Annotated in this window: 19 protein-coding genes; 15 read left to right on the forward strand and 4 right to left on the reverse strand. The window is 38.3% G+C overall.

Annotated features, from left to right (window positions below):
* Window positions 1-106 precede the first annotated feature (106 nt).
* From MHH92_RS07600 to MHH92_RS07660, 13 genes are all read left to right on the forward strand, one after another.
* Window positions 107-598: a GNAT family N-acetyltransferase gene (locus MHH92_RS07600; protein ID WP_076251680.1), complete on the forward strand. Its 492-nt coding sequence runs from the start codon at window positions 107-109 to the stop codon at window positions 596-598.
* 402 nt (window positions 599-1000) lie between these two features.
* Window positions 1001-1309, forward strand: coding sequence for a hypothetical protein (locus MHH92_RS07605; RefSeq protein WP_340902980.1), 309 nt, complete (start codon window positions 1001-1003; stop codon window positions 1307-1309).
* Window positions 1310-1511: 202 nt separating this feature from the next.
* Entirely contained in the window at window positions 1512-1901 is a 390-nt protein-coding gene (locus MHH92_RS07610; protein WP_340902981.1) for a hypothetical protein, read from the forward strand.
* Window positions 1902-2434: 533 nt separating this feature from the next.
* Entirely contained in the window at window positions 2435-2839 is a 405-nt protein-coding gene (locus MHH92_RS07615; protein WP_036669548.1) for a DUF4279 domain-containing protein, read from the forward strand.
* 485 nt (window positions 2840-3324) lie between these two features.
* Window positions 3325-3960, forward strand: coding sequence for an AAA family ATPase (locus MHH92_RS07620; protein WP_340902982.1), 636 nt, complete (start codon window positions 3325-3327; stop codon window positions 3958-3960).
* 105 nt (window positions 3961-4065) lie between these two features.
* The gene (locus MHH92_RS07625; protein ID WP_340902984.1) at window positions 4066-4440 is read left to right on the forward strand and encodes a hypothetical protein; all 375 of its coding nucleotides are present in this window, start codon (window positions 4066-4068) and stop codon (window positions 4438-4440) included.
* A 112-nt stretch (window positions 4441-4552) separates the two neighbouring features.
* On the forward strand, window positions 4553-6358 hold the full coding sequence (locus MHH92_RS07630; RefSeq protein WP_340902986.1) for a serine hydrolase domain-containing protein: 1806 nt from the start codon (window positions 4553-4555) through the stop codon (window positions 6356-6358).
* Window positions 6359-7066: 708 nt separating this feature from the next.
* Entirely contained in the window at window positions 7067-7537 is a 471-nt protein-coding gene (locus tag MHH92_RS07635) for a hypothetical protein (protein WP_036669369.1), read from the forward strand.
* 59 nt (window positions 7538-7596) lie between these two features.
* Window positions 7597-8553 carry an SHOCT domain-containing protein gene (locus MHH92_RS07640; protein ID WP_340902989.1) on the forward strand — a complete coding sequence of 319 codons (957 nt, stop codon included), beginning with the start codon at window positions 7597-7599 and terminating at the stop codon, window positions 8551-8553.
* A 234-nt stretch (window positions 8554-8787) separates the two neighbouring features.
* Window positions 8788-9096, forward strand: coding sequence for a hypothetical protein (locus MHH92_RS07645; RefSeq protein ID WP_340902992.1), 309 nt, complete (start codon window positions 8788-8790; stop codon window positions 9094-9096).
* Window positions 9097-9335: 239 nt separating this feature from the next.
* On the forward strand, window positions 9336-10838 hold the full coding sequence (locus tag MHH92_RS07650; protein WP_340902993.1) for a hypothetical protein: 1503 nt from the start codon (window positions 9336-9338) through the stop codon (window positions 10836-10838).
* Window positions 10835-11365, forward strand: a complete 531-nt coding sequence (locus MHH92_RS07655; protein WP_340902994.1) for a hypothetical protein — start codon at window positions 10835-10837, stop codon at window positions 11363-11365. Before MHH92_RS07650 ends, MHH92_RS07655 begins: the two co-directional genes overlap by 4 nt.
* Entirely contained in the window at window positions 11366-14179 is a 2814-nt protein-coding gene (locus MHH92_RS07660) for an AAA family ATPase (protein WP_340902997.1), read from the forward strand.
* A 469-nt stretch (window positions 14180-14648) separates the two neighbouring features.
* On the opposite strand, the gene MHH92_RS07665 is transcribed toward MHH92_RS07660, so the two are convergent.
* Entirely contained in the window at window positions 14649-14894 is a 246-nt protein-coding gene (locus MHH92_RS07665) for a helix-turn-helix domain-containing protein (protein WP_340902999.1), read from the reverse strand.
* Between the two features lie 164 nt (window positions 14895-15058).
* On the opposite strand from MHH92_RS07665, the gene MHH92_RS07670 reads away from it, so the two are divergent.
* Together MHH92_RS07670 and MHH92_RS07675 are read left to right on the forward strand one after the other, a co-directional pair.
* Window positions 15059-15244, forward strand: coding sequence for an aspartyl-phosphate phosphatase Spo0E family protein (locus MHH92_RS07670; RefSeq protein WP_340903000.1), 186 nt, complete (start codon window positions 15059-15061; stop codon window positions 15242-15244).
* A gap of 38 nt (window positions 15245-15282) precedes the next feature.
* The gene (locus MHH92_RS07675; RefSeq protein ID WP_340903002.1) at window positions 15283-15585 is read left to right on the forward strand and encodes a hypothetical protein; all 303 of its coding nucleotides are present in this window, start codon (window positions 15283-15285) and stop codon (window positions 15583-15585) included.
* Window positions 15586-15709: 124 nt separating this feature from the next.
* On the opposite strand, the gene MHH92_RS07680 is transcribed toward MHH92_RS07675, so the two are convergent.
* The 3 genes from MHH92_RS07680 to MHH92_RS07690 all read right to left on the reverse strand — a co-directional run bounded on the left by MHH92_RS07680 (window position 15710) and on the right by MHH92_RS07690 (window position 21368).
* Window positions 15710-17389, reverse strand: coding sequence for an ABC transporter substrate-binding protein (locus MHH92_RS07680; protein WP_340903004.1), 1680 nt, complete (start codon window positions 17387-17389; stop codon window positions 15710-15712).
* Between the two features lie 134 nt (window positions 17390-17523).
* On the reverse strand, window positions 17524-19134 hold the full coding sequence (locus tag MHH92_RS07685) for a response regulator transcription factor (protein WP_340903005.1): 1611 nt from the start codon (window positions 19132-19134) through the stop codon (window positions 17524-17526).
* 422 nt (window positions 19135-19556) lie between these two features.
* Window positions 19557-21368 carry a sensor histidine kinase gene (locus MHH92_RS07690; RefSeq protein ID WP_340903006.1) on the reverse strand — a complete coding sequence of 604 codons (1812 nt, stop codon included), beginning with the start codon at window positions 21366-21368 and terminating at the stop codon, window positions 19557-19559.
* Between the last annotated feature and the right edge of the window lie 31 nt (window positions 21369-21399).

The raw sequence follows: 21399 nt of genomic DNA on the forward strand, positions 1-21399 counted from the left end.
CGCACCAGCTAACTGTGATCATGTAGCTGCACCCTTTCGGATGCTTTTAAGCCGGTGGTGGGTTAGCATCTACGAAACGACATCAAACCATAAGGAGGACAATTTCGTGATTAGATTGTGTAAAAGCATGGATACGGATGTAATGTATCAGATTATTAATGATGCAGCAAAGGCATACAAAGGAGTAATTCCTGACGATAGGTATCATGAGCCTTATATGACATTGGAAGAGCTAAAGTGCGAAATGAACGATGGTGTAGTATTTTGGGGGTTTGAAGAAAAAAATCAATTATTAGGAGTTATGGGAATTCAAGATAAGGGTGATGTATGTTTAATTAGACACGCATATGTACGAACAAACCAACGGAATAGCGGAATAGGTACGAAGCTTTTAACTCATATGGTGGCTTTAACAAATAAACCGATCTTAATAGGGACATGGGACTCAGCTGAATGGGCTAAGAAATTTTACTTAAAGAATGGTTTTAAACTGGTATCACCTGATGAGAAGAAAAAGCTATTAAATACCTATTGGAATGTTCCAGAAAGACAAATTGAGACCTCTGTGGTCTTATGCGATAGCAAGAGGGCCACTTGACAAAATTATCAGAATATACAAGTTGAAATTAAATTAGAAGTGGTTTCGTATAATATCATATTCCCGCGCAGGGGCTTGTGCCCCTTGATCTCAAGAAACAAGAGCAATTCATAACGATCGGACAAATTGTAGATGTGAAGAAGAATAAAAATATCATTATAGTCAAAGGATTGGGACGAGGTAACAGCAAAGTTTTAATCAAATATAGTCCTATTCTGAATATGATGCAGCCAAATGACCTGATTGAAATCACGAGATTAAAATATACAAAAATGATAACGAAAAAAGTCTATAAGGACCAAGAGATACAACTTTGAGCAAGTGGTGGAAGAGTTGTAGTACTTTACATAAAAATAGAGGATGAATTTTGATATACGTCTAAGGTAGAAGGAGAGAATGTAAATGAACAACTTAAGCTCTCATAATTGCAATCTAAATATAAGATATGATCTGCCTGATGAGGTGTGGGCTAAAGTTTCTAAAGTATATGAGCGGATGCCAGGGTGGATTGGTTATAAAAGTGGAATTCCATATTGGTTTGGAACTGAAGAGGATGATGTCTTCATTGAAGCATCCGTTGAGCCTAGTGGATTATCATTTTATTCACAGATGAATAGCGATGTGTGGATGTCTTGGATAGAAACATTTAAGTTGGAAGCGACAAAAGTGTTGGGTTTTGATGTTGGTGAACCTGAAGATGGATATATGTGATGAATGAACGAGGCTGTGAGATTCATGGGCAGTGAATACCGCCGCAGGATGGCACAGGTGCCTGGATGTATTGGTGCAAATCATCAATGGTAAACCCATTAAGTGGCATGATAACTCCACTGAGCTGCGTAAAATCTACAGTGAAGCATTTAAGTTGGAGGATATAAACCAATAAAATGATCTAAAAGGATAAAAAGAAAAAATGATAAACTCTATTAGCATTGATGAACGGAATGGGACCACATTTAATGAAGAGATGATTATGAACCCTACATGGGCAGACAGTTTACGTTTTTTGAGAAAACTCGATGGAGATAAATTTACATTAGTTTTTTTTGAGGTATCTGACACAGGTTCAGTATTAGTTGGAGGCGGACCGGAATATTTTGTAGTGTCTATTACAATTGATGAACATATATATACGCTTATGAACGATAAGCAGGGAAATAGTGAAATTTCTCTAGTTATTGGTGGTCAGTTAGGAAATTATTGCGATAACATTTGTATAGAATTAATACCCATGCTTGAAGTGCTAAAGTATTTTTATGAAACTGGTAAACTAAACGAATCACATCAATGGAAACAAGAATAATAATTACAGGTCAGTTAGGGTTCTCGGGCTCGTAAACACCAAAAATTATGTACAATTGTATTAAAAGAGTTGGAGTAGGAGAGTTCAGTGGTGGAGAGGAAATTCAAAAGTCATTTTTTTTATATTGTTCTACTGTCAGTTCCATTTGTAGTATTAGAGATTTTACTTTTATTAAAATATCCTAACACCGGGTTAGGCAGGATTATAAGCTTACCCATGACCTTTTTGGTGAATGGTATGATTATTCTGATCTTATCCAGTTTAGTTTATTATTTGCTTAGATACACCAGATTTAGAGTTGTTGGGCGAGTTATTCTAGGATTAACGATATGTTTAACTCTTATCGTAACAGTACGGTTCTATCCGCAGGATTCATCCAAACATATTTCAAAAACTATAGTAGAAGATATTAAGAGTTTATGGATTAAATGAGGAATTCGCTTAGTATATATTTTCTGATTAATTATTATTTTTAAAAAATCCATACATCAATTCTTAAAGAGGTGAAACTCCTGAAAGACAAAACCAAAGTGATGGCCTATTTTTGTTTATTTGGGGATGAATTCGATCCGAATCATGTAACTTCAATACTTAGAATCGAACCTACCAATACGGCTTACAAAGGCGACATAATTAACAAAAAGCATCGAATAAAAGAAACATCATGGACATTAGGTACGGATTATGAAGAATCATTAGATGTAAATCACCAATTAATAAAAGTAGTCGATATGTTAAGAAACAAAGTAAAAGAGATCAACTCGATTCGAATTGAACATCAATTAAGAACAAAATTTTTCATTGTAATAAGAATAGAAGAGGGGAAAACGCCTGCTCTTTATTTCGATTCTGATTTTATTGAATTTGTTAATATGATTCATGCTGAAATTGATGTTGATTTGTATGCAAATCCATATAATGATGAAAAATTGGAATAAGAAAATAAAGTTTGTAAGACACGCTTTGAAGGAATGGACATCAGATAACATTATGTAGGAATAAACGAACCTTAAGGCTCATCAATATCGGATAACAAAGTGTTTATGATGTGGGACAAGTATCCTTTTTGTTGAAAATAGTGGTGTTTTTCTTAAAGGAGGATCTTAAATAATGAGAAAACGACATTCTATTTAAAAAGCGGAGTGGTCAGAAACAAGAGAGACCCATTATCACAAAGACTGCAAGGATATGGTATTTTCATTTGGCGATAGACTCATTGAAGTGGATGGCACGGTTTATTTGAAACGAAAAGAAGTCGAGATTAAGGTAATAGAACCTCTTAAACGAAAAACATTTTGGTATGAAACTTGGCTAAAGATCAAAGAAATCTACAATACATAGTCTAATATAAATTCAACATGATCGCTTAAGAGCCAGTGAAGGCTGATTAATCATTTGGTGAGTAATATTTGGTGGTAATTGAATGACGATAATTTGTCTCGAAGGTGCCAGTTCTGTAGGTAAAAGTACCACTTGTCAGCAGTTCGCTACACAATATGATGCGTTTATTGTTCCAGAAACAGGGTTGCTTTTTGAATCTCCTCAACTTGAAGGTAAGGAACTTATGATGTGGTTACTGGAGAGACAAATCGATAGATGGCATATAGCATATGAGAAGAATCAACAACATGAGTATGTGATTTTGGATGGCGATGTATTTAAGATTTGGTACAGCTGGATATATGGTTCTGAGCACCTATCATTAGATGAAACAGCAAACTTCTTTAGAAAGAAATTATTGGAGAATGAAATATCATTACCGGATACTTATGTACTATTCTGGGCTGAAGAAGATGAGCTGCGCAAGCGAAAGGAGATGGATCAGACAAGATCCAGAAGAAATTTTGATAAACATCTGCGCATGATTGAACCTCAAATGAGATACTTCCATTACCTTAATGAACTCGTACCAGGATATGTGGGGATTCATAAAGCAGAGACTGTAGCAGATAATATACATCATATTGTAAAGCATAGCGAGACTTTACCGGACATAAAAAAACGAGAGATCGAAATCTTTGATAGAGTAATTGATTTTTACAAAAGTACTACTCCTTAATCTCAGTGTGGCTTTTAATATCAGATCTCAAAGCTACTCTAGCTGTGTCTTGGATAACTGACCAAATACTGCGAACCAAGGAAAAAGGAATATGCGAGGTGCGTTATGGGCGTAAGAAAAAAATATAAACGTAAAATCGTTCGATCCAATCGATTATTTTATTGGTATGTTGAACCGGGTATTGACGATGAAGGGATAATCAAATTACATATCGTTTCTGAGGATAAGAAGTTAATCGTCACTTATGAAGTGGGACAACACAGTATTAAGAACAAGCCCCCATTTATAGTCATCATCGGAGAAGAATTCGAAGGCTGGACAACAGAATATATAGGATACAGAAGAGTACTGACACCGAAATGGAGCGATGAGATCATCACGCCAAACTGGATAGGTGAAATGATTGATTGGTGCCTCTTGAAAGATAAAGAAATAAACATCGTTAATTGGAAAGGCGAAATTCTCCGACATCTCTCCTAAATGGAGTTAATTGCATTGGAGAAATAACTTAGATTCGTGTGGACTCTTTTGAAAACGCATACGTGAAAACAAGAGAATGTAATTAACATTTAAAATAAAAGGAGAGAAGCAAATGCAGATGAATTGTAGACATCACACGGTTAACAAAGTAATCACTTGTGTTCTGTCATTCATATTTATCATTATGGCAATAGCGGTACCTGCCCATGCTGAAGAGAAACAGGTTGAGACTACACCATCCAGGATTCCGTTATCCAAGTTAGAGGAAACGATTGATGCTTATGTTGCCTCCTATGAGAAGTATACTGCTGCCGTTTCGGTTGTGGCTATCAAAGACGGTGAAACCATTGTGAATAAAGCATATGGTTACGCAGATATTGAGAATCAGCGAAAGGCGGATACCTCTACGGTTTTTGAATGGGCTTCAATCTCGAAACTGTTGGTCTATACAAGTGTGATGCAGCTTGTCGAACAAGGAAAGCTTGATTTGGAGACGGATATCCAAGAATATCTACCAGAGGGATTTTTCAAAAAGCTGAAATACGATGATCCAATTACTCTATTGAACCTGATGCATCACAATGCGGGTTGGGAAGATCAAACAGCGGCCGAGGTGTTTTATTACTCCGAGGATGAAACGTTAGAATTAGGAGAAACACTGCGTAAAAATGAGCCGAAACAGATATATAAACCGAATAGCATAGTGGGTTATTCGAACTACGGCGTTGGTCTAGCTGGTTACATCGTGGAAGAGATAAGTGGCCAACCTTTTTATGAATATGTCAATCAACATATTTTTGAACCCCTTCATATGAACGACACTACGATTCATCCAACGGGGCAAGATCGTCCAGACATAGTGCAAAGAAGGAATGAGATTGAAGGGTATACGAAAGATTTGAAACTGATCCCTGAGAACAGAGTATACGTAACGTTTTATCCTACAGGGGCAGCCATGGGGACAGCAGAAGATTTAGGCAAATTCCTTGCAGCGCTGATGCCTGTCGATGATAGCAATGTATTATTTGCTAAGAGGGACACGTTAGACGAAATGTTGTCAACAAGTCTATATTATGACGGGACTTCGATTCCTCGATTTGCGCATGGGTTCGTTGAGATGGCATACTGGGTGCCTACACTGATGCACGAGGGGAATTTGAAAGGATTCTCCAGTAAACTTGTCTTTGATCCCGAATCTAAATTTGGGATGGTCGTCATGACAAACCAGTCTTTTGAGGAAATTTATTATTATGGACTTATTAAAGAAATTTTCGGTGATAACGTCAATTCTAATATAATTACTTCGGAGGGAGGAGGATATTTTCAATCCGCACGACGGCCTGCCTCTAGATTTACCGATTTATTCAGGCAACTTGATATAACAAAATTTTCAAAAGCTGAGTTAAGTAGTCTTTATAATGTGGTCGAGCATAATGGCGTTGTTGAGAAAATTTCCTTCACTCCTTACATGGATTACTTGCCTGTATCGAATTTGAAGGTGAACTTGATTGTAATATCTTTTATTCCTGTCATACTAGCCATCCTTTTCAGTGTGACTGCTTTGCTCGTCTATTTTATCCGGATGCTACTTTACAAACTAAATAAACGAGGAAATCCTCGGATAGATTTTAATAAATATCATCTTGCAATTAACTTTGCAGGTGTGGCACTCCTTCTTAATCTTTTCATCATACAAAAGAAATTGAGGTTTCCAAATTACCCTGCTTATTCTTCGTTACGGATCAATTTAATGTTTAACCTACTATATGTTGTTCTAGCAGTGGCGTATCTTGGCTTGCTTATTTACAAACTGCGGAAGAACAGTTACAGCAAAAAGCAAAAGGTGATGTACATCATGTCTGGCATCTCGGCATTCATCTTGGCTGCTTTTATTGTGGGATGGAATTTGTATGTTTAGAGTGGATCGTGCGTGGATGATTTCCATATATATGTGATATTTCAGGACGAATCATGAAAACGCATTAGATACAAAGACAGCAGTTCTTTATTGGGATCTGTTGTCTTTCTATTTGTCCGCTAAGTATGAAAACAAAGTCAAAGCGCGAAGAAATATTGATCAGTGCTCTTATTGAGATCATTCATTGGCTTGCTGCATCAACCAAACGACCATTTTCAATGATACTACTGTTACCAAGTAAATTTTCCTACAATGGTTCATTAGCATGCAGATTGGAACATGTTCAATATTCATTAGTTGAGGCATATCATGGCTATTCATCTGTTGGAAAAAAGGGACAGATCTGCGTCTTACATCCTAGACCTGATTGTTCATAGGACTGCACGTACAACTGAATAATACAAAAAAATGAAAGATTGAAACTACTCTTTGAGATCTTAGAACTGATTTTTTGTTTGGTGATTAGGCAAAAAGATCTAAAAATAGTTCTTATAGCACAAAAAATACTCTTCGCAAATGTCACAAAATGGTTTATTATGTATGTAGTTCAGGAAAATACATTATCAAGTGGTATGTGAAGGCAAGTTATTTAGTTGTCATAACTCTTATACACACCTATGCATGAGTGTGTTTCGAAACGGGCTAAATAAATTATTTACAAAAAAATGGTGATAATATCACTTAAATCCTTACAAAGGAGAATATAACATGAGGATTACAAACAGATCTTTTTATCATGGAGTAGCATTAGCAGGAATTACTGAACATGAGAACTTCACTTCGATTAACAGAATATCTAATATTAATTCATTACATGCATATCAATTAAACCATGATAAAGGGTTGTACATTAAGTATACTGCAAAAACGGGTAAATCTTGGAGATTCACGTTTACTCCAGAACACCAAGTAGAGGTTACGAAAATATTTAAGCAATTCCCAATGAATACATATCTAATTTTTGTATGTGGAGAAACAGGGGTTTGTATAGTAGATTTTGAAACATTTGAATCTTGCATTGACCTAAACCAAATAGAAAGTGAATGGATTGAAATATATAGACCGGATGGCGGCAGTTTTAGAATAAGGGGGGCTAATTCCGAACATAAAAGATCGATACCCTTAAATAACTTCCCTAAAATCCTATTTGAAAAATCTGTATCAGGTATATCAAAGTAGTTCGGAATTAAATCAGGAATTTATATGGTTATTAAGAAAAATTACAGGAGTGATTACTAATGTCGAAGCAAGAAAATACAAATTCACTAGAAGCAATTGTAGTTAATTCATTAAAAGTTCCGGGAGTAAAAGTAAATCGTCAAGAGTTTTTGACACATATATTAGCGAGTAAAGTGAGCAGTGGTGAACTTCTAGCTGCTCTTGATAAGGGGCCAGTTGATGCAGGGATTTCTGTTAATTTGCTCAATAAACTAGCAAAAAGTCATATTGAAAAAAGAACATTACAGAGTACAGGAATTTCTTTTGCAACAGGACTTCCCGGAGGAATTGCAATGGCGGCAACCATTCCAGCCGATACTTTACAATTTTTCGGAGTAGCATTAAGACTGGCCCAGGAACTGGCATATTTATTTGGTCATGAAGATTTGTGGGGAGAGCAAGGTATAAATTCAGACAGAGTAAAATCAGAACTAATAATTTTCCTTGGGGTAATGTTTGGAGTGGGCGGTGCGAGTTCTGCTCTTAAAATAATATCTGCAAAAGTGGCACAGCAAACGTTGAAAAAACTTCCTCAAAGAGCTTTGACGAAGACAATATATTATCCTATCGTGAAAAAAGTAGCATCCACAATAGGAGTTAAAATTACTAAAAAAACTTTTGCCCAGGGTCTATCTAAAGCCATCCCTTTAGTAGGCGGGGTGATTTCAGGAGGAATGACATACGCTTCAATGAAGCCTATGGGGAATAGACTACGTAATGAGTTGTTTGAAGTAGCCAGTAACTATTCAGAAAAAGATTTTGTGAATGATATGGAAAATTTCAAGAAAGAAGTAATTGATATTGGATCAGGCGAAGAAATGGAATGGGATGAATTAATTTCAGCAACCAGAGAAGAGCCAGTGAAAAAAGTTGAGAGTGCGGCCGACGAGATATTAAAGTTCAAGCAATTGTTGGATTTAGGCGTAATTACAGATGAAGAGTTTGAAAAGAAGAAAAACGAACTTCTGAATATGTAGATATTATTTTTCGATAATTGAAAAATAAAAAAACCTCAATTGGAGTGTATGTATGAGTGGAACAAGGTGGTTGTATATAAGTAATGATCTGAAAGTCCATAAAGTACCAATTCCTAAAAATAGTAAGTTTAAGCCTATTAAAGAGTTAGCCGGACAAGAGGTGCTCAAAGTTCTCCTATACTATGAGACGTTTGAAAAGAAGCCGTCAAAATTATTACTTTTAGAATTTCTAGAGTGATTTTAGATTCAGAAGGTTCTTATGAATTAACTCAAGAGGAAATGGAAAAGGCACTATATAACTTTAATGAATTCGGCTTTGCAACTCCAGAAGAACTTGCACAACGAGATGAACCCTTATCTTTACCGAGTACTCCTGTGTTGCCGACAAATCAAGAAAAAAAGACAATATACAACTACTTGAAGGAAAATATAAATTCGCTATCACACAATGCACCATACATCATGGAGGAAAGGATCAGTGCTTTAAAGCAAATTCACAAAGAGCATATAGAATTAATAAAGAAAGCGGTCAAGTTAAAATAATTAAACTTATGCATAATAAGTTTTTAGTAAGCCGTTAATGTTATTTTTTTATTCTTTCTGAATACTTTGTGTGTCTTCAAACTCGAACAAGCCGAACTATAAATGGATGCACGAGTAAAAAGACGTTCCATTTAAACTGTTTGAAGAGACACCTTAGAAATGAAAAGATAATTGAATAATTGGGAAGTCATAGTGCATCGTTGAATTTGAGGTTAGATATAGAGAAGGTAGGGCTTGAAATGAAATCTACTGATGTTAAACACTCTATAGCGGGATTCTACTTTCAACTTCTGATAGCCTGCTATGAATTAGTGAATGTTTATGAATATGAAGATGCTTACGTAGGTGTAGAATGTGATGCAGATGTAAGAGTAAACTATGGTAACGATCAATTTATTGAAGCTAAATTTTATAGCGATGACTCCTTTACTCGTAATCAAGAAGCTATAACCCATACTATTTATAATTTTTATCACACATATAAGAGAACAAAAACAAGTGGTACATTCCAAATAAAAACGAATGTGCCGTTTGCTACTTCTGATTTTGATTTTTTTAATAATTGGAATACGAAAAAGTTTGATATCCCTAATGAATACATTAATTATGTGAAGGATTGTTTGGTGTACGAATATGCCGATAAAAAGGAGGGTAAAGAAGCTTATGAAGTGTTTAAAATGTCCTATAAGAAATCTAACCCTCAGCTGAAAAGACCTCAATTTAAACGTGCCTTAATTAATCACTTACACTTATATCCAGATGAATACAAGAATTTCTTATCTGAAGATGTGCTCATAAGCGATGAGGAAATTTTAGAATTTGTTAAGTTAGTTACCTTTGATACTCCCAGAAAAAAAGTTGATAAATTCAGCAGTATTTTAGCTCTTAAAGAGAAAACTGAATATCATTTGTCAGTTCATTTTCCTGGACTGAGTAACTTTGAATATGAAAATATTAGATTTCTTATTATGAATGCTTTTTTGGATACGACAGTGGATACAACTTCATTCATTTTAAAGACAAGTTCGATTAATCAAATCGTAGCAAATCACACTGAATCAATCCAAGAACTGTTTAACAAAGATGTTTTGGTTAGCTCTATTAAAGATATTGAAATTGAATTAATTAAGTATGAACTGCTTCTAAAGAGAAAAGGGCACTCTGATAGTTTAGATCGTATTTTAAAAGTAGTAGGCACATGCACTGAACAGTGGGTTCACGGAATGAAAGAATATGGAGTAACGCAGATGAACAGCCGATATCTAATGGGATCTTCTCCGTCATATGCGCTTAACATACTGGAATTATTTAAAGCAATGGGAGAAATATATGCTCTATCGGAAAAAGAGCTAGGAGATATAGATCTATTTGATCTTGAAGGCATTAATAATGTATCGTTTTCTGAATATAAAGGATTTTCTTTAAAAACTACACATCATGCTAGTGATAAGCAAGATGAGCAAATGTTAATAACTGCTTTTATCGAACATACTCTAAAAGATCAACATCTTATGAAGGCTATAGGTGATGAAACCATAATTTTTGATGCTGATTGCAAAATATGTGATCCGGAAAGATTAAATATAGAGGACATAGTTATGGATATTTCAAAACCCTACGGAACTATTTTAAACCAGGAGTTTTATCGCTCTTTTCAATATAAATGTATACGATGTGTAAGATTGCTAACACACGATGCTGATTGTCCTTTTACTAAAAGTTTTAAGGAAGGGCGGATATGATGGATAGTATAATGAATGAATTAGGAATAAAGGATTTCCTTCTTTATGAAGAACTGCCTTCCTGTAGAATAGGTAATCTTGATAAAGATAAAATATTAGTTATTTGCTTAATAGACGAGTTACCTCAAATTGATGATATCGCTAAAAAATTACCCAGTCTAAGAAATAAAATGATGATGCAAATGAATAACCCAAAGAATATTGAAGTCGTTGAAACTAAGATACCGATCTCCAAATTTTTGTGGGATATGTATATAGTAGCTCTTCATCAATATAAGGATGAAAAGAGCAGCTTCAACCCTACAGAAATAGCTAAATATGAACGTGATAGATTCATAGCCAGAAAAATTATTATTCAATATGAGCACATGGAGGAATTAAAAAGGAATTTTGTTGAGCTATTATTTCCAGAAAGAATATTGGATAGCTTCTCAGTTTTAGAAAATCTAGAGAGCGAAAAGATAGATTTTGAGAAGATTAAAGAATTACTTCAAAATATTGAAAATATAGTAAAGAAGGAGGTGTGAATGGTGTATCTGTCAAAAGTGAAAATAAAAAATTTTCGTGGATATGGTGAGAACGAAGGTTCTTCAGATCGTTGCTTTGTTTACGACGAACTGGACTCTCCCTTGGTAATATTTCATGGATATAATGGGTTTGGAAAGACATCTTTTTTTGAAGCAGTCGAATGGTGTTTGACAGATAACGTTTACCGCTTGGAAAAATTTTATCAAGAAAAAACTTATCAAGCTAATGAATTAAAACGAAGTCATTATTTGAAATTTTACCATCCTAAACATGGAAATATTGAGCGTAGAGAGATATTCGTTGAATTACTATTCACTAATGGGTTACGTATTGTCCGGAAAAGCACTAACAATGTACTTCGTACTACAGAAAGAGACACAAGTTATTTATCTAGAGTATATATGGGAACAAGTGATTTGGTTGAAGTAACTAACGAATTAGTCTTGCACCAGTTTATTCTAGAAACGAAGGATAAAGAAGCTTTTTTTCATACTCATATGTTAGGACAAGAAAGTATAAGTGATTTTTTGAGAAATAATTCACCAGCGAAACGAAGAGATATTTTCATGCATCTTTTACAGGAAGAAGAACTTAACAATGCTTACCAGTCTCTGAGTAAATATCAAGCAAAAAACAATTCGTTAACAATTAAATATACTGAGTTAAGTAAAATTATTCAGAATCTTCAGAATTTCCAAATTGGAATTACAGATTTTATGAAAAAATTAAATTTTGAAGATATGGCTCACTATATAAGAGCGATCAATGAAGATTACAATAAAATTAAACTTATTTTATCAGGTAGTGATATTAACGATTTAGAGTATGATTTTTCATTGTTAATGATGGAATCAAACATAGGCCTTAACAATTGTATTAAATATCTGCAGACAGTAAGTGTGGAACATCAAAGAGTTAGTCTATTCCGTAACGATATGAACTCCAAGTATGAAGAGTTGTTACGTCTCAGTAAGCGATTTGAAAAAGCATCTTTATTGGAGGAGGCAAAAAAACATTTACAAAGATCAGAAGCAGCTAATCGTATAAAGCGAGAAAACAGCAATTTATTAATGAAAGAAAGCGATGAAATAAATCGACAAATAATTACAGCTGAAACAGGTGTGAAATCCATTCAAAATAAAAAAGAGTCCCTTGCAGACTATAAGAATGTATTCACTTTGTTAAGAAGATTTATTTCCAACTTCGATGTTAACATTCAGTTTTGGAAAGAGTGGAGTGAAGAGGAAGAAAAATGGAATAAATTCATTCTTGATTTTTCATCAGAACTAAACATTAATTCGAAAACATTGGAAATTGAGGATATAAACAAAGAATGGTTTCGCGAAGTTGAAGAGCGATCAACAAATTTGCAGAGAACAAAAAAACAATTAAAAGAAAACTTAGAAGCGATAATTTCACAGAAAGATTCTGTTTCTCAGTTGAATAAACAATACCAAGAAGCTTTAAATCACGTTAAGAAGATGGTTAATGAAAATTTCCTAAGTATTGATAAGTGCCCAGTTTGTTTGAATGATGACTTTTCTAATTCTAAGTATACTAGTTTAGAAGGTTGGGAAGATAGTTCTACTACAGCTGAGAAGCTTGTTTTGATAATTGATTCAACTTTCTCTGCAGGTAACGAACAGATTGCTCTTATAAATAGTAGAGAAAAAAAGGTTAATGATAATATTCGTGCACTTGACAATCAATTTTTTAAAGAAGTAACTGAGCCTTTGCGTTTGCGATTGGAAAATATATTGACTAAGTTTAAACAGCAATATGATGATGTTGAAAAACAACTTAATAAGGATTTGAATACTTATTCTGAACTAAAAAGTTCTTTGATTCTTAAAAATAATGATATTAAAATACAAATCGACAGGATTCAGGAGTCCTTAATAAGTCTTTTCGGGAGTGAAGTGAAGCTTGAAGAACTTGAAGCATCTTCACTTGATGATATTATTTCTAGATCTGAAGAATGGTTTGCTCTAAATCAAAGTTTACTTGGTTTTTCTAGTAATCTGACATTTAGTGAAATAGAAAGTGAACTTACTATGCTCAGGGAACAATATCTTAATGGCAAAGATTATGCCATAGTGAAAAGGAACATGGAGTCTATCAAAAGTAAATTTGTTGTTATTGATGATCTTATTGATTCTATGAAAGAAATCCTAAATAAGAAGCTTCCAGATGAATATGAAGCTGTAATGATTCGATATGAGAAACTGGAAGAAGTAATAAAACAATATAATGATGAAAAGCAGCAGATTGATTATTATCGGACTGAGGTAAGTAAATGGCATGGAAAATTACTTGGAAAGCAAAGACAAATTGTTAAGGAAAGGTTAGAGAACCATCCCATAATCAGTTGGGTATATGAAACAATCAATCCGCATCCATTTCACAAAAGATTACACATTACAAACACAGAGCGAGGAACTAACTTTATAGGTGAAACACAACTTGAGGATAAGGTTGATCTCTATCTTGATCAAATATTTAGCGCTGCCCAATTAAATATTCTGGCCTTAAGTATCTTTCTTGGCTTAGGTCTCACTCAACGATATAGTCAGCTTCAACAACTGTTTATGGATGATCCTATACAGAGTATGGATGATGTTAACATTCTTGCTTTTATTGATGTGTTACGAGCCATAATGGACTCCAGATATAGTAATAAACACATAGTTGTTTCAACACACGATGAAAATTTTGCTCAATTGCTTTCTATAAAAATGAGAAATAGAAAAATGGTTCAGTATAGGATTGTTGGATACACTGAAGAGGGACCTCAAATTGAAAAGATAAAGTAGACTCTTAGCTGGGGTTGATAGGTGCTCGTCTGTGATATTTAGGATTGTGTCTAGCTAATAAAGATATAGCAGGCTACGAGTCGTTGTAGATGCCTCTAATGTTTTTTTGATAATACAGATATTCCAAGAGAGCATCCTTCATTTGGATGCTCTCTTTTTGTTAGATATTCTTTCTGGAGCAAATTGTTGTAGTTCAGCGCGATCGTTTTTTTAATGTTGAAGGGGGAAAAAAGTATCGCTAGTGGATGCAGATGTTCAAGGGAACTTAACAAAATCCTTGGGTAGGTGAACTAGACATCAAGACTACTCAAGGGCTATTGGAACTTAGGAGAGATTATAAGAAGGAGATTTCCAAACGCTTTATTTTTATCGTGAATGCCACTATTCGAAGTGTACAATCTCGATTATGTAAAATATTAGAATATTTCCATAATAGGTATTTATGCCTTAAATTATATTGTCACTTTACTCATTCTTCCCCAAGCAAATACCCCACAGAAACCTCCAAGGCTTTCGCAATTACCACCACTTCATAATCTTGAACCAGACGATATTGCCCCTCCAAACGGGAAAGACTGGTTTGACTAATATCCAAACCCAGTGTTTGCAATCTGGCAAGAAATTCACGTTGTTTGATTCCTTTACTTTTACGGATAGTCACGACTCGAGAGCCGATGATGTTTTTGTCGCCGGGTGGTTCTTGTCTATGCTTCATTATGTACACCTCTCATTTCAACCAAATTGTATGAGAAATAATGGTTGTTTTAATGCGGATATCGAATTAAAATGAAATAAACCGATAATCGCATTAAAAATGACTGCTCACGTCTAGCATTAACAAGACATGGCGCAGTTTAGACCCATCAGAGAGGTGGATGTATGAGCCGGTTGCTTGACTTATTGGAAGAGGAACGGCGCAAGCTTAATCAGCTTGGTGAGGCATCCTTGAAGCAAGCGATTCCGTTATGGGACAACCCTGAAGTGCAAGAACAGAGCCGAAGGGTGGATGAACTGGTGACCCGAGTGAGTGAAATAAAGGCGAGGCATAACCGAGTTGTACGATGATGAGTGAGGTTACATAATGCGATAGGGGAGGAGAAGCAATGGATTTTCCGCCGTGGTTGCAACAAGCGATTCAGGCAAGGCTAGATGAAGTATCTGCCCGAATCGAGCATGACCCTGAATTGAGTCGTGTACGTGAAGAAAAGGACGAAGCGTTCGAAGGATTGTTTGCTGGCAAGGATATCGAGCAAACACCTGAATATGCTGAGTGGGAGAGCCGATACATTGTCAGTAAAGGAATAGAGAATGAGCGGTTGTATATGCAAGGGCTGAGGGATGGGATTCAGCTGACAGTTTCCTTGCTGAATCATTCGATGCCGGAGGAGTTTGATACGAAGGCTTGATCCACTAACGCGAATCCATAAGTCAGGGGAAGCGGCCCCGATCTTAACTTAAAAAACCAGCCGAAGCGGTAGGTTACACGCTTCGGCTGGTTTTTTAACGATTTACTTTTCCAAAATCTAATCCTTACTTCGCACTTACCGATTTAAACCAATCATTTACTTCTTGCGTGATCTGATCACCGCCATTAGATTTCCAGTTGGCGACGAATTGGTCAAAGGCATCAATTGGCAGATTGCCGTAGATGATTTTGTTGAAGGTTTCCATCTCGGACTGGCGGAGCAGGTTCCATTTGGATACCATGGTTGGTGTTGCAGCGCCAGTGAAATAGTTTTGTTTACGAACGTCGATCTGGGACATAACGACTTTACCTGCATACCAGTTTTCCGGTTTACGGAATTCGGCCATTTGTTTCTCGTAAGGCGTTTCAGGCTTCTCGCCGTTGGCCAGCTTCACGAGTGTTTTCATATACAGATCCGGGATACGTGCTGGGCCGGTCAGGAAAGGGAATTCGTTGGAGAAGTCTTTGATCTTCTCTTTGTCACTGGTCGGTTGTCCGTCAATGATATCCCAGTCGTAACCTTTGGCGAAGCCGTATTCATACTCACTGCCCGTAGCCGGGTTAGCCAGGTTATCGAGCAAGTAGTTGTAGTACAGGAAGATGGCTTCTGGATGTTTCGCATCCTTGTTGATCATGATACTTGCGTTGACACCAGAGTTCTGCCACTTCGTACCGATCTTGCCGTCTGGGCCAGCTGGAACAGGGTAAGCTTTATACTTTGAGCCAGGTACGTTCTTCAACAGGTCAGGTGCAGGCCAGTCCGGTACCCAGTTTGCGCCAGGCAGAATGCCCGCTTTGCCAGCTGTCCAGCTTTCAGCGGATTTACCTTCGTCCCAAAGAGCGGAGTCAGCGTGGATATAACCTTTATCCATCCATTCAGCCAGCTTGGCAAGGGCTTGTTTGGCACCCGGGTTAACAGAGCCGTACTCGAGGTTGCCGTTTGCGTCTTTGTTCCATTGCTCCTCGATTGTGCCGTATGCACCGAACAACCAGTCGAGCTGACCCATCCAGGTGTTGGTGTTATTTTTCAGCGAGATCGCCAGCGGGAATACTTTGTCTGGAGACAGACCGTCCGGGTTCTCGTTTTTGAATTTGTCCATGATGTTCTCAAGGTCTGCAATGGTTTTTGGAGCTTCCAGGTTCAGCTTCTCCATCCAGTCCTCGCGGAGCCAGAGCAGTGTATCGTCGTTATCGGTGTACTCCATGATCGGCATGTTGTATTTCTTGCCGTCCTTAGTAAACGGATACCACAGTTCAGGATGTGCTGCTGCGTGATCTTTCAGGGTCTGACTCGCGTACTTGTCGAACAACTCATCAATGGCGATGAATTGACCGGAGTCGATCAATTGATTCGTCAGTACCGCATTGGTAGGTACTGTCACGAAATCAGGCAGCTTTTCGCCAGAGGCGATAGCCAGTTGCAGCTTTTGTCTGTATTGATCGTCGTTGGCCGGATACCAAGTATCTTTATGCTTCATACCCAGCGTTTCGAGCATCCATCGATCGTGCACGTTATTTTCTTTAGTATCCCCTTGCACGTATTTCTTCGGCATCAATACCGAACTGAACTCGATGGGTGGATCATATTTTCCTTTGGCAAAAGCAGCTTCTGCTTCAGCTGAGCCGACAGTTCCCGGCGTATTATTACCATTGTCACTGGCTGTCTCGCCACTGCCGCACGCAGTGATCGTGATGAGTGCGATAACCATGAGCAGTGACCACCATGTTTTTTTGAATTTGATCATTGTTCAATCCCCCTACGGTGTATGATCTTTACAGTGTAACTGTACCAATTTGTGCGGGAGTGCATCTATATGAGTTTGTTAGTTTCCATAGGACTCTATTAGTGAATGTTCAAAAAGATCGGTTTTCAGTCATGTTATTTATGCTGGTCTCTGTATTCCTGCGGCGTAACGCCGAATTGACGCTTGAACACTTTGATAAAATAAGCCGGGTCCATATAGCCAATCTCCATGCTGATTTCATACACTTTTTTGGTGGTCGTCACCAGCTTGTGGCAGGCCCGATCCATGCGCAGACGCGAGATATAATCACTGATGCCTTCGCCGGTTTCTATCTTATAGATCTTGGACAGGTGGGTCGGGTGCAGATTGACATGGTCGGCCAGTACACGCAAAGATACATCCAGATGCAGGTTCTTATCTGTAAAATCCTGAATCTTCTTCACATACTCGGAACGGATGTCCTTGATCTCGTTAGACGTGCCTTCCTTGAGTTTGCCCAGCACACTAAGCGACCATCTCCGCAATTTGCTGATGGTAGCGAAAACTTCCCCACTTTGCAAATCCTCGACATCATTGCCCATTAAAGTGGTCAGAGTCAGCTTGTTCCGGTGGGCAATATTGGTGAATGAAGCCGTAATAAGAAAACCTGCCTCCATGCAATGCTCCCATGATTCCGACCATTTCTCATCCAGTTCCGCGCAGACAGCGCGTATTTTCTCTTCGGCGGCATCCCACTGTCCGCTCTCTAGCAAACTAATAAAGGTGGGCGGGGTGTACAGCACGTCCAAGGGACCTTGTGCCGCAGGTGTCTCGACATCGCTGACACGCATGACGAATTCGCGTTCATCGCCAACGATCTGCCGGAAGTAAGCGGAAGCCTGACGGAAGCGATCGTAAAGCTGATCCGGAAAGGTGAAACACTCGGTGATAACGATGGAGAGGGAGCCTTTCAGAAACTGTTTTACTTTGGATTGAAGCTGAATTGATAGCTTCTCCAGCATGGTTTCTTTGCCAATATCGCCTTTCCGATCTTTAAACTGAAGTAAAAACACGAGATATCCGTGCTCCTCCTTGACGCCCCACACTTCCATAAACTCACCCATAATCTCTTCCGCCATATTGATGATCGCATATTCGATCAGGGTCTGATCATTGCTGTCATAGTGTCCGAATTCTTCTTCCAGACGTACCAGCATTAATGCGGCATCCCCGGTGTGAAAGGGCAGAGCGTAATTGGCGAGCTTCCGATCCCATTCGGCAGCGGCGATTCGTTGTCCTTGTAAAGCGCCTAGGAGCAGTCGTCCCCGCAAATGGGGGAGATTCTCTCGCAACGTAAACTGGGTTCGTGTCAGTGAACTGACAATTTCCCATTCGTTGTTCAATTGATCGATGGCTTTCTGCACAGCACCCATTAATTCATCGTCAGTCGGGGGCTTGAGCAGATAGTCTACGGCCTCGAACTGGATGGCTTTTTTGGCGTAATCAAATTCAGAATACCCGGATAACAGAATACATTTTATTTTTTTGTCCCGGATGCGAATGCGTTCGATCAGTTCTATACCTGTCATTTCGGGCATCTGAATGTCCGAGATCACGATATCGATGGGGTGGGTGTCAATCATTTGTAGCGCTTCGTGTGCCGAGTATGCTTTATGCACATGTTCGATCCCCAGTGTGTGCCAGGGCTTGGTCATGGACAGGTTATCGACCCAGTGTGCTTCATCGTCTACGATCATCATTTGCATGGTGTAGTGTCTCCTTGGTGGTATATAAGTCTTAAGAGTTAAAATCAATGGATGCTTCTTGTGAACGAGGTCGCTACGGATTTGAAGGGTTCTTTCGATCGCTGTTCAAGCCCCATTTTCTGAATTTGAAGATTGGATGGTTAAAATGGTGCTTGAAAGGCGAACGCTGCGCTTCTCCAGAATCCCTTCAATCCTTCGCTTTGGTTCACGTAAAGTATAACCCTTTATTTTAAAACAAGCCCTATATAAAGGTTGAATTTGTAATAAAAGCGAAGCGTATGCTCCGATGAGGCATTCTTTCCAGAATGGTTTTCATGAGAACACTTCCGAACACTTCGTTTCTTCAGGTTTTTCTGTCCTCTGCGTTATCGTGTACATGATCTTGTTCAAAATTAAATCGTCAATTTATCGTTAGTAGCGCATCAATTAGTATCGGTATTACCTTTATCGGAATTTGTGTCCTCATTTGGTATCTCCCAGATGATTTCGGTTCGGAATCCGCCAAGTGGGGATGGGCCAAATAGGAGGTAGGAGTGACTGCCGAACAGGTGCGTGATTCGTTGGTGCGTATTCCAAAGGCCGCAGCCCATTTCTTCCTGTAATGGTTCCTGCATCTTCAAGTTCAGCGCTTCGTACTGTTCTGGGCTGAGGCCAGGACCATCGTCGTCGATGTATATTCTGCCAAAACTGTTCAAGCGCTCCCCGGTAATTCGGATTTCCCCGGAAGAATAGGACTTCGCCACACCGTGTATGACGGAATTCTCAACCATCGGTTGAAGCATTAATCGTGGCACCGACTGGGCAAGCATATCCTCAGGGATATCGATGTGATACTCAATGCGACCATTGCGCAGCTTCTGGATATCCAGATAGTTGATCAGCAGCTTGATCTCTTCTTGTAGTGACGACGTCTCCCGTTCCATACGGGTGGTATAGCGATAATACGCACTTAGGTTATGTGCCATGGAGACGACGGCTTGCTCGTCCTTCATCTGGGCCATGTTGATGATATAACCAAGACAATTATATAGGAAATGCGGATTGATCTGCGCCTGTAATTGCTTCAGCGTAGCTTCTCTGGCTCTAATTTTCTCATGGAATACATTTTCGATCAGATCTTGAATCTGATGGGACATATCGTTGAATCGGCGGAACAGGAATGAGAACTCATTCTGGTTTTTGCTATACAGTCGGACAGAATAGTCTCCTTGCTCTACACGACGTAAGCCTTTAATCAGCTTTTTGATCGGATATTGAACATTTCGGTACAGCAGGATTGAAGCAGAGATGCCCACCACCAGCAGCAAAATCATACAGGTGTAGAACAGATTCTGACTCAGCGAGATGGGTTTCAAAATCTGATACAGTGGAATCACATCAACCAGATGCCAATCCAGATAAGTGGACTTCACGGAACTAACCAGATAGTTCTTACCGTTCAGCTCTACGACATCCTGTGTAGTATCTTCCGGAGAATGCGTGTCCAGATACTGAATGAGTTCTGCGGATAATTGCTTGTCCGCGCTGCGATTGAGAATGGGGGAATTTCCTTTGTGATACAAGAAAGGATCGCCTTGTCCGCCCGCTTTATACGTATCCAGCATATTTTGAATGTTCTCATAACTGAAGCTGGCTTCAATCACCAGATTACTTCCCGTGAGCATCCCCGGCTGTGCCAAGGAATCGGTATAGAACCAATAGAAGGAGTTCAGTTCGTCCTGTGATGCGGAACCCTGATCCCCATAGGTCCATCGTCCACTCATATTTTTTTTCAAATACTCTTCATCATATCCTGTCGTTTGGTTGTAGTTGGCGATGACATCCTTATTCTGCTGTGAATGCACCGCATATCGGGTGGGCCATATATCCGTAACGCCGGTTTGCAGCGTCATCTTCTCTTGTATCACATAACGGGTCTGCATCCGGTCATATCGATCATCCCACATGTTAAGGCCGTTGAATGCTCTGACATTGGGGTCTCGGGAGAGAATCAGGCTGAAATCCATCATCTGATTGATGCGGGAGTCGATCTGACTGGACAGAAAGGTGAGCTGTTTTGTGTTGGAGATCTGCAGTTCTTTGCTGACGACATCATAGGTGACGTTATTCGAGTAGGTGTACATGATTAGAATGGGGATGAACAAGACCACAATTAACAAGTTTATTTTGGCAAAAAGACTGAATGGGGATCTGGTTTTACCTTGAAAAGGCATTAAGCGCTTCCATATATACATGAAAAGTCTCCTTCTAATTCGTGTGTAAACT

The organism is Paenibacillus sp. FSL M7-1414 (assembly GCF_038003195.1).
In the GTDB taxonomy this organism is placed as follows: Bacteria; Bacillota; Bacilli; order Paenibacillales; family Paenibacillaceae; genus Paenibacillus; species Paenibacillus amylolyticus.

Coding starts and splice junctions, on each gene's coding strand:
- MHH92_RS07670 (WP_340903000.1), top strand. CDS start 15,059: ATGAGCCGGTTGCTTGACTTATTGGAAGAGGAACGGCGCAAGCTTAAT.
- MHH92_RS07665 (WP_340902999.1), bottom strand. CDS start 14,894: ATGAAGCATAGACAAGAACCACCCGGCGACAAAAACATCATCGGCTCT.
- MHH92_RS07610 (WP_340902981.1), top strand. CDS start 1,512: ATGATAAACTCTATTAGCATTGATGAACGGAATGGGACCACATTTAAT.
- MHH92_RS07675 (WP_340903002.1), top strand. CDS start 15,283: ATGGATTTTCCGCCGTGGTTGCAACAAGCGATTCAGGCAAGGCTAGAT.
- MHH92_RS07630 (WP_340902986.1), top strand. CDS start 4,553: ATGCAGATGAATTGTAGACATCACACGGTTAACAAAGTAATCACTTGT.
- MHH92_RS07615 (WP_036669548.1), top strand. CDS start 2,435: ATGGCCTATTTTTGTTTATTTGGGGATGAATTCGATCCGAATCATGTA.
- MHH92_RS07625 (WP_340902984.1), top strand. CDS start 4,066: ATGGGCGTAAGAAAAAAATATAAACGTAAAATCGTTCGATCCAATCGA.
- MHH92_RS07650 (WP_340902993.1), top strand. CDS start 9,336: ATGAAATCTACTGATGTTAAACACTCTATAGCGGGATTCTACTTTCAA.
- MHH92_RS07655 (WP_340902994.1), top strand. CDS start 10,835: ATGATGGATAGTATAATGAATGAATTAGGAATAAAGGATTTCCTTCTT.
- MHH92_RS07680 (WP_340903004.1), bottom strand. CDS start 17,389: ATGATCAAATTCAAAAAAACATGGTGGTCACTGCTCATGGTTATCGCA.
- MHH92_RS07685 (WP_340903005.1), bottom strand. CDS start 19,134: ATGCAAATGATGATCGTAGACGATGAAGCACACTGGGTCGATAACCTG.
- MHH92_RS07635 (WP_036669369.1), top strand. CDS start 7,067: ATGAGGATTACAAACAGATCTTTTTATCATGGAGTAGCATTAGCAGGA.
- MHH92_RS07620 (WP_340902982.1), top strand. CDS start 3,325: ATGACGATAATTTGTCTCGAAGGTGCCAGTTCTGTAGGTAAAAGTACC.
- MHH92_RS07660 (WP_340902997.1), top strand. CDS start 11,366: ATGGTGTATCTGTCAAAAGTGAAAATAAAAAATTTTCGTGGATATGGT.
- MHH92_RS07640 (WP_340902989.1), top strand. CDS start 7,597: ATGTCGAAGCAAGAAAATACAAATTCACTAGAAGCAATTGTAGTTAAT.
- MHH92_RS07605 (WP_340902980.1), top strand. CDS start 1,001: ATGAACAACTTAAGCTCTCATAATTGCAATCTAAATATAAGATATGAT.
- MHH92_RS07690 (WP_340903006.1), bottom strand. CDS start 21,368: ATGTATATATGGAAGCGCTTAATGCCTTTTCAAGGTAAAACCAGATCC.